The organism is Gluconobacter cerevisiae (genome assembly GCF_015244675.1).
Lineage (GTDB): Bacteria > Pseudomonadota > Alphaproteobacteria > Acetobacterales > Acetobacteraceae > Gluconobacter > Gluconobacter cerevisiae.
In genome coordinates this window covers 50,588-63,902 of the sequence record NZ_JABCQO010000008.1, presented here as the reverse complement: position 1 = coordinate 63,902, position 13,315 = coordinate 50,588, and the positions used below count along the sequence as shown (strand labels likewise).

10 protein-coding genes and 1 pseudogene are annotated in these 13,315 nt (G+C 48.1%); 5 read left to right on the top strand and 6 right to left on the bottom strand.

Annotation, left to right across the window (positions count from 1 at the left end):
• Nucleotides 1-330 precede the first annotated feature (330 nt).
• Nucleotides 331-1,260: pseudogene (locus HKD21_RS10090) on the bottom strand (IS5 family transposase).
• 175 nt (nt 1,261-1,435) lie between these two features.
• The gene (locus HKD21_RS10085; protein WP_194255576.1) at nt 1,436-1,891 is read right to left on the bottom strand and encodes a MarR family winged helix-turn-helix transcriptional regulator; all 456 of its coding nucleotides are present in this window, start codon (nt 1,889-1,891) and stop codon (nt 1,436-1,438) included.
• Between the two features lie 442 nt (nt 1,892-2,333).
• On the opposite strand from HKD21_RS10085, the gene HKD21_RS10080 reads away from it, so the two are divergent.
• Nucleotides 2,334-3,194, top strand: a complete 861-nt coding sequence (locus HKD21_RS10080) for a TonB family protein (RefSeq protein ID WP_194255675.1) — start codon at nt 2,334-2,336, stop codon at nt 3,192-3,194.
• Between the two features lie 131 nt (nt 3,195-3,325).
• Here the strand turns inward: HKD21_RS10080 and HKD21_RS10075 are convergent, their stop codons facing one another.
• From HKD21_RS10075 to HKD21_RS10065, 3 genes are all read right to left on the bottom strand, one after another.
• Nucleotides 3,326-4,207 carry an SDR family oxidoreductase gene (locus HKD21_RS10075; RefSeq protein ID WP_194255575.1) on the bottom strand — a complete coding sequence of 294 codons (882 nt, stop codon included), beginning with the start codon at nt 4,205-4,207 and terminating at the stop codon, nt 3,326-3,328.
• Nucleotides 4,208-4,278: 71 nt separating this feature from the next.
• On the bottom strand, nt 4,279-4,863 hold the full coding sequence (locus tag HKD21_RS10070) for an MBL fold metallo-hydrolase (protein ID WP_194255574.1): 585 nt from the start codon (nt 4,861-4,863) through the stop codon (nt 4,279-4,281).
• A 135-nt stretch (nt 4,864-4,998) separates the two neighbouring features.
• Entirely contained in the window at nt 4,999-5,730 is a 732-nt protein-coding gene (locus HKD21_RS10065) for an SDR family oxidoreductase (RefSeq protein ID WP_194255573.1), read from the bottom strand.
• A gap of 1,084 nt (nt 5,731-6,814) precedes the next feature.
• On the opposite strand from HKD21_RS10065, the gene HKD21_RS10060 reads away from it, so the two are divergent.
• The 4 genes from HKD21_RS10060 to HKD21_RS10045 all read left to right on the top strand — a co-directional run bounded on the left by HKD21_RS10060 (nt 6,815) and on the right by HKD21_RS10045 (nt 12,719).
• Nucleotides 6,815-9,439, top strand: a complete 2,625-nt coding sequence (locus HKD21_RS10060) for a plasma-membrane proton-efflux P-type ATPase (protein WP_194255572.1) — start codon at nt 6,815-6,817, stop codon at nt 9,437-9,439.
• 29 nt (nt 9,440-9,468) lie between these two features.
• Nucleotides 9,469-10,305, top strand: coding sequence for a polyphosphate kinase 2 family protein (locus HKD21_RS10055; RefSeq protein ID WP_194255571.1), 837 nt, complete (start codon nt 9,469-9,471; stop codon nt 10,303-10,305).
• Nucleotides 10,306-10,373: 68 nt separating this feature from the next.
• Entirely contained in the window at nt 10,374-11,621 is a 1,248-nt protein-coding gene (locus HKD21_RS10050) for an ArsB/NhaD family transporter (RefSeq protein ID WP_194255570.1), read from the top strand.
• Nucleotides 11,622-11,771: 150 nt separating this feature from the next.
• Complete coding sequence (locus tag HKD21_RS10045; protein WP_194255569.1) at nt 11,772-12,719, top strand: GlxA family transcriptional regulator; 948 nt, start codon at nt 11,772-11,774, stop codon at nt 12,717-12,719.
• 20 nt (nt 12,720-12,739) lie between these two features.
• Here HKD21_RS10045 and HKD21_RS10040 read toward each other — a convergent pair whose 3' ends face one another.
• Complete coding sequence (locus tag HKD21_RS10040; RefSeq protein WP_194255568.1) at nt 12,740-13,315, bottom strand: TetR/AcrR family transcriptional regulator; 576 nt, start codon at nt 13,313-13,315, stop codon at nt 12,740-12,742.

Here is a 13,315-nt window from a genome sequence, read left to right as displayed (position 1 = left end):
GGCTGGTTCTGCATGATAGAGCGCGGTTCGCCGCCTGCGAGACGGTCCTGTTGATGTAGGTAACCTGACTAAGGTGACACTTTCGGTTGCAGCGCCTCGCCAGAGTATCGTTTTCTTCAATGAAGGATTTCAACAAATTTCGTGGCCAGATGGAAAAGACACACTATGTCCGTTAATAATAGCCTTATGGATACAGGTGGAGGGATCGAAGAACCATTGGTTGATGTACTTTGGTTCTGATTTTGGGCTTTGGGCGTTCTGATTGACGGTTCTTTGGATCTCTGTTGATCTGTGTTTTGAGCAGATTGGAGGCTGTTACCCGCTTGATAGCTACGCTGTGGTGCTGATCCGCTCCAAGAAGAGGAAGCGACGCATATTATAGACGATATTGGCAAGCCCGATCCTTATAGTGACCCGGGTGATGCCGGGGCATAGGTTTGAGATGCGGCTTTTTTCTGTGAACCTTTGAGACAAAGCCGTGCTTTTCCATGAAGTCTTCATTGGTTTTTGAGCGATACGCCGTGTCAGCCCAAACCGTTGAGGCCGTATTGGTTTTATCCAGCAGGCCCTCGCGCGGCCTGGCGCCATCACTGGCGGCGGCATGCGTCATTTTCCATTTGCGGATGAACCGGAACTTCCGGTCGATGGAGATGTGCGACTTGTAGCCAAAGAACGGGATGGCGAGGTTCGTTGCGGGGATCGTTCCATCATCCTGTCGCTCCGCCTTCGTGAACTTCAGCATCCAGCGCGCATGACGATCCTTGTGCGACAGCTTTGCCGGTTTGTCCTGCCATTCCTGTGGGATCCGTCCCTTCCGAAGATCGACTTTCTCAGCGTTCGTATTGCGCTGCTTTGGCGCAGCCACCAGTGTGGTGTCCAGGATCTGGCCGGACATAGGCAAATACCCGGCGTTGCGCAGGATTGCGTCAAAGCGGTTGAACAGCCCATCGATCGCACCCGCCTGTGTCAGACGCTCGCGGAACAGCCAGAGTGTTTGGCATCCGGCACCCGATCTGAAAGCCCCCAACCAAGGAAGTGCATGAACGACAGGCAGTCGTTGATCAGATACTCTGCCCGTTCATCAGACAGGTTGTTCAACGTCTGGATCACCAGGATCTTGAACATCAGCACCGCATCAAAAGGCGGTCGTCCGCCATTGCTTCCATCGAAATACGCCAGGGCCTTTTCCAGATCAGGACGGAACGCTGCAAAATCCACAGTCCGGGAAAACGCTTCGAGTTGATCACCGAACCCGCTCAATCGAGCAAGCCGCTCTTCAACATCAAAGAAACAAGCCTACTTCATCTTCCATCATCCCCAATCAACTAAGAGGAAATGGAATCACAGAGGAACCCTCAAAACCAAAGGATTTTTCGAACACTCCATCTGTCTTGCAGCAAACGTTATCTTCTGGTCATGAGTGCGGAACCTAGCCTCACGCGCTGGCTGAATTATCAGTTCGTCGTCGCGCTAGAAGCTTAGTTTCAATATCTTTAAGCGTTGTATTTACGAGATCGATTTGATCGGAGTCCTCGATCAGTCCTTCTAGATCCTTGCTCCATGCTTCTCGCATCAGACTGAAATTAGTCTTTGCAACATCGGTCAGATAGAGTTTTTTCCCTCGTGCATCGCGAGTATCTTTTTCCTGCCGAAGTAGGCCTTTCTCCGTCAATCCTCGCAATATCCGACTGAAATTGCTTGACGGTAAAAGCGTTGCCTCAGCCGCATCCCGCGCGGATGCACCTGCGTTCTGTCTAATATAACGCATAACCAGAATTTCGACTGAAGTGCAGGGAGCGGGTTTGAGGTTTGTTGGGGTCGTAAGTTGCCGACTGATCGCATGAATTAAATCAGCGAGTAAATAAAGTTTCTGCTTATCATCATCAGTCATGGTATGCAATTTAACCTATTGTGTGATAGCTTTATGGTCTGGATAGTTTATTATGAATATGAATCATGTGCAGCCTTTCGGGCATAATTAATTTATAGCATGTAAAGCAGGATGTGGGCATTAGAGATTTTTGAATTATCGCAACAATAATCGTAATATAAAACAAAAAGATAGAGATGAGATGTATATTTTCGATATATCATGGTATATTTTGTATCCGCAAGAAGTTCCGCGACCAGTATTTGTCGTTGGTAGTGAAATAGAACTCGACAGTTTTGAGCAGTAACGACATTCGCATCTCAAATCACAGTTGATTCTAACGCTGTGGGGACTTGTGATTTGTGAGGTTGCAAAGGGGATGTGGATGGTACCCCGCGCAGTGCGCACTAGGATCTCGGGTGGAATGGAGCATCGCGTGTGCGGCGTTTGGCACCAGCAGACCATGAACTGTATCGCTAAGATCAATCATGCTGCTATGGCCCGCACGTTCGTCGGCTGGCAGAAAAGACAGGTGTGTTTTGCGCAACGAGAGGAAGTGCTGCGATGGAGCATTTCTTTTCTGGTCGTACTCACCTCCACAGGCAGTGTTTTATGCTGGATAATGCATTTGTCGACCGCTTCAGAAGCCGTAAGTGCGCCCCCTCTTGCTGCAATCGCTATAGACATGGCCCCGGAGCCGGTTTCCACACTTATGCCACCGGTCGACGTGCCTCCGGGAAAACAGCAAACGCAATCCATTTCTGATCCTGCGGCTGTTAACCCACCAAAGATGACTGCGCCTCCATCTTCATCACCCAATCCTCCGGCGCCGGTTGCCAAAATGGAAAAGCCCCACAAGATATTAAAGAAAAATAAATCTTCGCCACCGGTAAGACAAAAGGTTCCGGACAAGGTTTTGTCTGCGGAAACCACTACAGCGCCGCCATCATCAGATGCACCACGTGCCCAAACTCAGGCTACCCCCGCATCGGGGGTGTCATCGTCATCCCCCTCTCGTGACAGGACAACTTGGCAGGGCGCACTTCTGGGGCGTTTGGAGAAGTTTAAACGATACCCGGCCGATAGCATGGAAGATCATCAGGAAGGCGTGCCGATAGTAACTTTCTCTATGGACCGTAGGAGGCATGTGCTGTCAGTCACGCTTGCCAGAAGTTCTGGTCGTACGCTGTTAGATCAGGAAGCAATGGCATTGCCGACGCGTGCCCAGCCTCTCTCTATCCCGCCCGACACGATGGTAGGCGATCCGATCACACTCACACTCACCGTGCCGATCGAGTTTTACATCCATCAATCGCAGGACTAAACTCGTCGTTTATTCCGTCAGTTTGTAATAGAACTACTGTCGTGCTTAGAAAATCGTCATGTCTGAGGAGCACCCTTTATCCTCGTTAAGATAAAAAAAAGTGATATTCCGGACCCTATCTTCGTACTACGTCAAGATCGGCTAATCTTCTCGATATCAACCAAAAGGGCCGGGCCCGTGGGATGCCAACCTGTTCGCTTTATCGTCTCATTGTACGATGCGGGCATATCCATAGCCACGAAGGGTGCCAAGGACCCAAAATGGTCTTGCGCCTCCTCGGCACTAAGCGATTTTACTGGAATCCCAAGACGGCGACTGATTGTCGTGGCAATGGCCCGCATCTCAATGCCTTCTTCGGCAACCGCATGATATTTTACTCCGGCTTTGGGGCTTTCCAGTGTCATCCGGAAGAGGCGGGCCACATCTGAAACATGCGCAGCGGGCCACCGGTTGCTTCCATCATTTATATAGGCGGATATTCCCGTCGCTCGTGCGATATCAATCAGAGTACTTACAAGTCCCTGTCTGTTCACATTGTGCACCTGCGATAGGCGGATGACCGAGGCGATTACGCCTTGTGAAGCCAGGCGTAATGCTGTTTGCTCGGACACGCGTGGAAGCCTGTAGGTTGTCGGGACGTTATCGTCTTCTGTTACGATCCGTCCCGGTGCCAATCCGCCTATTCCATTAGGCACGAGTAACGGTTTTTGGGTACCAAAAAGGGAAGCGCCGATTATTTCGATAGCGTTCCTGTCAAGCTCACATGATTCCTGAAAGGCCGTAAAATCAGGATTGAAAGCAAGATGAATAATAGCATCGGCTTTTCCTGAACCGATACGCAGGCTTTCATGATTGTCGAGCGAGCCGCGCTGAACTTCGGCACCAGCAGCTTGAATGGCACGGGCCGCTTCCTCGGATCTGGCTAACCCTAGCACTTCGTGGCCTGTGGAAAGAAGTTCGGAAACGACAGCGGAGCCAATGAAGCCATTTGCGCCAGTAATGAATACTTTCATAAGTGTTTCCCATACTCAGGTCGTATCAATTTGGAGAGTGATTTTTCATGGGGTTATCAATAAGCACAAATTCAAGTCACTTCACCGCCTTTAAGGCGCTCTATGATTCTCAATATTTTATTACGTGCTGAAGGCCTGTCGCTCAGGATCGGATACTGTTCGCCACGCATAGAAATCCACGGTACCAAGACATCGAAGTCCAGTCTCGCAATGGTCTCCAGACTTGAGATATATTTCTGACGGTTGCTTTCATCCAGAACAACCGCTTCCCATCGATTATGGTGGGACCAGATCATGTCACCGCTGAACAGCACCCGATGATTACCGCACGTCCAGAGGAACATGGAAAATCCCGCTGTGTGTCCTGGTGTAGAAATAATCTCGATCGTATTATCGCTTCTCAGATAAGTTGCTAAATCTACAGCTCCTGACATGGAAGCTTTGGTTTGAGAGAGGTCAGCAGCTGCAACATATGCAGCTATGTCCAGCTCAGGTGCTTTATACATGGCCTCATGCCAATGGCTCATAAGGAGAGCAGAGGGCCTGCCCAGCTCAACGATCGCATTTTTGTCTTTGGAAAGACCTGGCGAATTATAGATTGCAATAAATCCTTTATCTGTTTTGATCAGATAGGATCGCACCTCGACGTCTTGCATGAAGGGTAGGTCTCCGGCCTCCGTGGCAAAGAGACCCGGCAGCGAAATATCCTTGTTCGAGACTTCACAAATCATTTTTTAATCCAAACGAGAAATAGGCACGCCGAAGGATATCCTCCTACGACGCATCATCATTCAGCCTTCGTAAGTTCCGCCGTATTGCACCGGTACCAAATCTGCCTGCTTTTCGCCTGATCGGACGAGTTCGAGGATTTTTTCTGCAACCTGTTCAGGATGCTGACGTTCCGCAGAAATGGGAGCCTCCAGCTTCTTGGCTGATTCTGATCCAGCTTTGATTGATGCGACCAGTTCTGTCTCGGTAATGAAGGGGTAAATTACGGATACCGCAATGTTGTTTTTTTCGAGTTCAACCCGCGCCACCCCCGATATGGTGCTCAACGCCGCTTTGGTTGCACTGTAGGCAGCGCTTTCCGCAAGTGGATGGAACCAGATACCGGAACTCACATTAACGATACTTCCTGCGCCCTGCTTGTGCATGGCGGGAAGGACATGTTGCATTATAACGAGAGGAGCCAAAACATTTAGCTCGAAAATATCGCGGAAGTCATCGATATTGATCTGCTCAATAGGGGCTTGAAGCGCCTGTCCCGCATTGTTGATCAAAATGTCGATGCGCCCGTGGATTTTGATAGTTTCCTTAATTGCTTGGGCGACTTGGTCAAGAGCCGTTACATCGCAGCGGATCGCGACAGCATCGTTCAGTTCCCCAGCCAGCTTTTTGATCCGTTCCTCGCGGCGAGCAAGCAAGATTACTTTTGCCCCGGCAGCGGACAACAGCCGTGCCGTTGCTGCTCCAATACCCGAAGATGCACCGGTAACGATAGCAATTGAGCCTGATATCCGCATGTTCCAACTTCCTTGGTTTTTGACTTGCGATAACCTCAAACGATATGAGGGGATTATAGCTATCATAAGATAGGTATCGTCAAGAAGGAAGTGACATAGATTAGAGTTTGAATGTGGTTGTTGTGATACATGCATGCCAGGGGCGGGAGATGTAGTCCCGATTTTCAGCAAAAGCATGAAGTACGATCTTATTTGAGACCGGAATGATCTTATGGATCAGGTTTTCCCTAACTAGCGCTACTTTGACGGACCAGAGTGAGGATATCTGCTGATGAACGTACTTACATCGGAATGAGAGCAATATTTCGGCAGTGAACAAGATATGCGATAAAAGATGGTCTGGTCACGCTGGCAGGCAAGGTTGCAATGGCGGCGAGAGGACTTTTTTTGTCTTGACGGAGCGGACCTGTGGAGTTGCAAGAAGGCGCCGACCATCATCAACATAGAAATGAGTGATCATGCGCCCATTCGTTCTCTTGCGCCATGACCTACCGTCTCCTCGAGCATAGTATCTGCTGTCTAGGAAAAGTCGTACCTTTGGGCGGCGCTGACTTGAAACCGGAAAAATTAGCTGAACATCGGGGTAGTAGACTCTCTGGCGTCGGGGAATATCGACTGCGTGGCCCCGATGAAATGATGTACCCGGTCATAGGGGGAGGGGCGCATCCGAACTTGCTGCCATGGACTGGAGGTTTTTGTGATCTCCCGGTTCAACTAGGCCTGGGGTATAGGTCGAGCAAATTCTGCGTCATGCCTTGTCCCCCGGACCTTCCAGATACAGGGCGGACGATTGTTCAAGACCTGCTTGCCAGTTTTATTTCAACGCCGGTCTCTGCCGAAGCGGTGCCAAGCAGGCAATAATCAAAAAAATATATCTTTCCAAACAAATGCCGCTCAATATGTAGAATAAAAATATTTAAATTAATGAAACCTGATCTATTTTCATATTAGAAAGAAAAGTTCCATAAAATAATTTATTGCCGTATATTGTGATAATATTCTATTTTATTTAATAAATAATTTTAGTTAATTTAATTTTTTTTGCTTATTGTAAAAAAAGTTTATACGTATTTTGGAGACTATTATGTCATCTTCTTCTGTGGGGGAAGTATCTCCTTCACGGCCCACGGAGCAAGTTAAAACAAAAAACACAGACTCAGATCTTAATTTAGATACTTTAAATTCAACAGAAATTCAGAATAAATTTTCTGAATTAAAAACATCGCCTAAGGGTTTGACTTCTATAGAAGCTCAGGATCGTCTCGCGAAAGATGGTCCAAATGCAATTCAGGCGCACGAAGAGAGTCGTTGGAAGAAACTTCTGGGTTATTTTTGGGGACCAATTCCCTGGATGATCGAGATTGCAGCGGTTATTTCATTTTTACGCGCCGATTGGCCAGACTTTTTCGTTATAGCTGGTTTGCTTCTTTACAATGCTGCTATCGGGTTCTGGCAGGATAATAAAGCCGCGAACGCTCTTGCGGCCTTAAAAAAAGGTTTGGCTCTCAAAGCCTCCGTCTGCCGCGATGGAGCCTGGACTTCGATTGCAGCAACCGATCTTGTGACAGGAGATGTTGTAACAGTTGCCGCAGGAGAAATTATTCCTGCAGACCTTCTGTTAATTAACGGAAAATATCTGTCAGTTGATCAGGCTGCTTTAACGGGCGAATCTTTACCTGTTTCTAAAAAAATTGGTGACGGGGCATATTCTGGATCGATTGCGCGGCAAGGATCCATGATTGGTTTGGTTACAGCGACAGGTAATAATACTTTTTTTGGTCGTACGGCCAAGTTGGTGGCATCTGCTGGTAGCAAGTCGCATGCAGAACAGGCTGTTCTGCGTATCGGCGACTTCCTGATTATTCTTGCCGCAGCACTTGCTGTTGTGTTGGTTGGAGCGCAACTCTGGCGCGATTTAGCTCATAACGCTATCTGGCATTGGAGTGAAGCAGGGGCTATTGCCCAGTTTGTCTTGGTTCTTCTTGTAGCCTCCGTGCCGGTGGCCATGCCCGCGGTTATGTCCGTTACAATGGCACTTGGAGCGCTCGCCCTTTCGCGACAAAAAGCCATCGTATCCCGTCTGTCAGCTATTGAAGAACTGGCGGGCGTAGATGTGCTGTGTTCGGATAAGACAGGAACACTCACCCAAAACAAGCTGACATTACAGGCGCCGATTCCATTTGGAACTGCAAAGGCAGATGATCTGGTCATCGCAGCCGCTTTGGCAACGCAAAAGGAAAGTACGGATGCGATTGACCTTGCTGTTCTTAAAGCGCTTCCAGAAAATAATCCGTTTGGCACCTATAAGCGCGTGGACTTTATTCCGTTTGACCCTGTTAATAAAAAAACAGTCGGAATTGTGCAGGATACTGCCGGACATAACCTTCGTTATGCCAAAGGAGCACCGCAGGTTATTGCGAAGTTATGCGGGTTGACGGAAGGAGTAATCAGCTCAAATGATAGTACTCCAACAACCGAGTATTTCGGCAAGGTTTCCGAGTTAGCCAGTCACGGAACCAGATCTTTGGGCGTGGCTGTTTCTCACGACGACGGTAAGACTTGGGTCTTGTTAGGGCTTCTGCCTATGCTGGACCCCCCGCGTCCTGACGCAGCGGCTACAATTGCCCAAGCAAAAAAGCTTGGGCTATCCGTGAAAATGGTCACAGGTGACGATGTCGCGATTGGTTCTGAAATTGCACATCAATTAGGGTTGGGGGAGCACCTGCTTAAGGCAAGTGACATATTTTCACCTGATATGAACCCAAATAAAATTCCGGTTGATGCGGCACGCGCGGTTGAAGCTGCAGATGGGTTTGGGCGGGTCTTCCCTGAACATAAATTTGAAATTGTTAAAGCTCTGCAGGAACGCGGTCATATCGTCGCCATGACAGGAGATGGTGTTAATGATGCTCCGGCTTTAAAACAGGCAGATTGCGGTGTTGCTGTGAGTGGAGCTACTGATGCAGCCCGTTCCGCAGCAGCACTTGTACTGACAGCACCGGGATTATCAACGATCGTAAATGCGATAGTGGAAGCTCGAGCAATTTTCGAACGTATCACATCATACATTTATTATCGTATCGCAATGACGATCGATATTATGTTCTTGGTTGTCGCCTCTTATCTTGTTTTCGGCTTTCAGCCTTTGACTGCCATTATGATTGTGGTTTTGGCCCTTCTTGACGATATCCCGATTATGACGATTGCATACGATAATGTTGTGACGTCTCCTCAACCCGTGCGCTGGGACATGCATCGCATTATTTCCTTTTCTTCAATTATGGGTATTGCGTCTTTAGCCGAGAGTTTTGGTATGCTACTTCTTGGTATTGCCTGGATGCATACACCATGGTTGATGGAAATAGTTCCGCTAACAACCGCTCATCTCCAGACAATGATCTTCCTCCAACTTGCTGCCGGTGGCCATCTGCTTCTGTTAGTCGTGCGAACGCGGCATACGATTTTTAGACCTCCTTATCCTAGCCGCCCGCTCTTTCTTGCAGTAGTTGGAACACAGATTGTGGCAGTTGTGCTCTGTGTATTCGGTATTCTTGTTCCAGCGTTACCTTGGATAATGATTGCTGTTGTTTGGGCATATGCTCTTGTTTGGATGGTAATTATTGACGGGATTAAGATTTTCACTAACTTGCAAATGATGAAACGTGAGAAAAATAGCCAAAAATTATCTCACCCTATTTCCGACAAGTAACTAACAATAATTATTAAGGAATGTATGTCATGGATTTACGTCGTAAACTCATCGTCAAACCAGGAACAGCCGTTCGCCTGAAAAATGTAGATGCCTCTTATCATGCTCACTACAAATCAGAACATGAAGCTGAAAAAGACATTGAAAATCATCAGGCTCGTGTTGGGGAGCACCAGCAGAAACTATATGCTGAAAAGAAGCACGCTCTTTTAATTGTTCTTCAAGGCATTGATGCTGCCGGAAAAGACGGCACTTGCTGGCATGTCATGAAAGCAATGAATCCTCAGGGAACATCCGTACAGGGTTTCAAGCAACCGACAGAAGAAGAAAAGCTTCATGACTTCTTGTGGCGTGTCCATCCACACACACCTGGCCGAGGACAAGTCGGAGTTTTTAATCGATCACATTACGAAGATGTGTTGGTAACAAGAGTGCATGAGCTTGTTCCAAAAAAAATCTGGTCAAATCGATATGATCTCATCAATGATTTTGAAAAAATGCTGGTCGCGAACAATGTGACTATTCTGAAATTCTTTCTTTATATTACTCCAGAAGAGCAATTGGAACGCTTTCGTCAACGTCTGGATGATCCTGCCAGACAATGGAAAATCAGTGATTCTGATTATAAAGAGCGAGAGTATTGGGATAAATATACCAACGCATATCAGGACATGATGGAAAAATGTTCAACAAAACACGCGTCTTGGTACATCATTCCGTCAAACAACAAATGGTTTAGGAATCTCGCTGTATCCAATATTATATGGAAGACCCTTCAGGATATGAATCTGGCTTTCCCAGAGCCTACCGTTGATATTGAAAAAATCAGAGAAGAGTATCATCAGGCTAAGGAGAAGAATCTTTAATTTAATCGTTTAAGATTGCCCTTCCGGCTTGAGCTTTAATGCTCTTGATGTTTTGAATGGTACAATTCATGAATGTAACTCTTTTTATTTTCTTAATGGTTTATTTGGCGATGGGGCTAGGCAAATTGCCTGGCTTCAAAGTCGATCGTACCGGGGCGGCCATGATTGGCGCTATGGCTATGATGGCTGTAGGTAGTATTGGCGCTAAAGCAGCTTGGGTGGCGGTAGATTATCGAACGATTGGCATGCTTTTTGGCTTAATGGTCGTATCAGGCGCGTTTGCTGAATCTGGTTTTTATGAATGGGCAGCACGTAAAGTCGCTACTTTATCTGTCGGTCCAATAACGCTTTTGGCCGTCTTTGTTGCTGTTTCTGGTTGTCTCTCTGCACTTTTAACAAACGATGTTGTTGTCGTCGCTATGACGCCTCTTTTAGTATCAGTCACTTTGGCTCGAGGACTTAATCCTGTACCATTTTTACTCGCTTTTTGTTTTGCAGCCAACACCGGATCAGCCGGAACTTTAATCGGCAGTCCACAAAATATGATCGCGGCACAAGAGCTCGGGATTTCATTTACAGGATTTTTATCTGCAGCTGGAATACCTGCTTTGTTATCGCTGCCGGTTGTATGGGGCGTTGTTGCCTGGATGTATCGGGGAAATTTCGACTTAAATAAATCAGATACTTCCAGCAGCGTATCAACAACGAATCCTGTAATAACGCCTTTAAATATTCACGAAACTTGCAAGGCAGCCATCATTACCCTTGCTGTTATTATAACATTCGTTTTGGATTTTTGGCCAAAAGAATTAGTTTCTCTAACTGCCGCCGCAATATTGTTGCTAAACCGTAAAATCTCTTCTAAAGATGTTCTTCATAGGGTCGATGCTAATCTTTTGCTTTTAATATCTGGATTATTCATTGTAAACGCAGCCTTGTCTAATACAGGATTGCCACAAAATATTTTGTCACATCTTCACAAAAGCGGTGTTGATTTAAATAATCCCATAGAATTGTTTTTAAGCAGCGCTACTTCGAGTAATATTATTGGAAACAATCCGACTGTTATGTTGCTCGTTCCATTTTTAAATCCTGGAACACATGTTAACGCTATGGGTGCAGCCATTGCTTTAGGAACTGGTTTTTTTAGTAACCTAATAATTTTCGGAAGTCTTGCAGGTATTATCGTTGTTGAACAGGCCGCTCTTTGTGGAGTGAAGATTTCATTTAAAACATTTACGCGCGTGGGCGCTCCAGTTTCTATAATTTGTATGTTGATGGCAGTGGTCTGGATCTTTTTTCTTATGAGATCTTAATTAATAGGACAATAAAGATCCTGCTATTTTCCCCTAATTATTATTGTGTTTCTTGGGAGCCGTTTGCAAAATCTGACAGTCAAAACTTAAGAACAGGCATTTCGAAAAAAAATCATGGCGTGAATTTCGGCTTTCCCTTAAATTCAGACCATGCATCATATCGGATTTTTTGTTTGCCAGAACCACCGCATCCTCGACCTTGCGGGCCCCTTAGGCGCTTTCGAAGAAGCGAATATTCTCATTGAGGGGGAGGCCTACCGTTTAACGGTAATTTCTGAGTGCGGAGGCGTCGTTGTAGGGAGTTCGGGGGTCCCCATCCATACTCAGTCTTCCCGTAACGCGGCCTTTGATACGGTTCTCTTCATAGGCGGAGATATCGACCCTTTTCAAAGTCATGACGTAGTCGCAGCAGCAAAAAATCTCACACTAAACACTGTCCGCGTCGCGAGCGTGTGTACAGGCGCCTTCCTCCTTGCAGAGACCGGACTGCTCGATGGTCGCCGTGCAACAACCCATTGGCGTCTCGCACCGGAACTGCAACAGCGTTATCCCCAGATCAGGGTCGATGCGGATCGTATTTTCATCTCAGACCACAACGTATGGACTTCCGCAGGCATTTCGGCAGGGATCGATCTGGCACTGGCCCTCATCGAAACCGACCACGGCATCGCAATCGCACGCGACGTGGCTCGTGAACTTGTTGTTCCTTACCGCCGCTCCGGCGGACAGTCGCAGTTCTCGGCCATGTCCCAGATGGAACCGGAATCAGACCGTATCCGCATGGCTCTTGCTTTCGCACGTGATCATCTGGTCGAACCGCTCCCTATCGAACGTTTAGCGGAAGCCGCCCGGTTAAGCGTCCGCCAGTTCGGACGTGCTTTTCGCAGTCAGACTGGGGAGACACCGGCCAGAGCAGTGGAACGCCTACGCGTGGAAGCGGCCTGTGGCCGCCTGCAAAGCGGGTCGGAACCGATTGAGCAGATCGCAAAATCCGTGGGGTTTTCCGATCCGGAGCGCATGCGCCGCGCGTTCGTCAAGCTGCACGGTCATCCACCGCAGGCAATCCGTCGCGCCGGTCGTCAGGACAACTCGCTCTGAATGACGACATCGCCATGATCTCAAAAAGATATGACGCCCATCAGTGCCTCCACCGAATCATGAATGAACCCATCAGCCTTGAGCATGACCAGACCGTGGAGTTGCCCCCATCTGACATGCGCGGACAGATGTGATGTCGGCGAATCCAAAGCCGTAACGCGATCAAGAAGCGGCTGAAAACTTGCGCTCGCTGCGCGTTTGAGGGGGCTGTCGGATGCAGCCCCCGGAACCAGACCCGATGCAAACATAAGGCGGTAAAGCTCTACATTCCGTTCCCCGAACACAAGATAGGCAGCCGCCATCCTGCTCAGCGCGCTCATATCGTCTCCGTCCGACGCGGCTTCGAGAAGAGCTTCGGTAAATCGCTCGAACCCATCTGTCGCAACGGAGAAAAGCAGGTCTTCACGGTCGCTAAAATGACGGTAGGGCGCCGACTGCGCCACGCCAGCCCTGCGTGCCAGTGATGCCATGGAAAGACCCCGCGCCCCATGAGCGGCGATTTCCGCCCGCGCTGCATCGAGCAACACCTTCCGCAGAGCGCCATGATGATAGGTTTTACGAGAACCGGAGGATTTTGCGCCTGCGCTGTGCTTCAT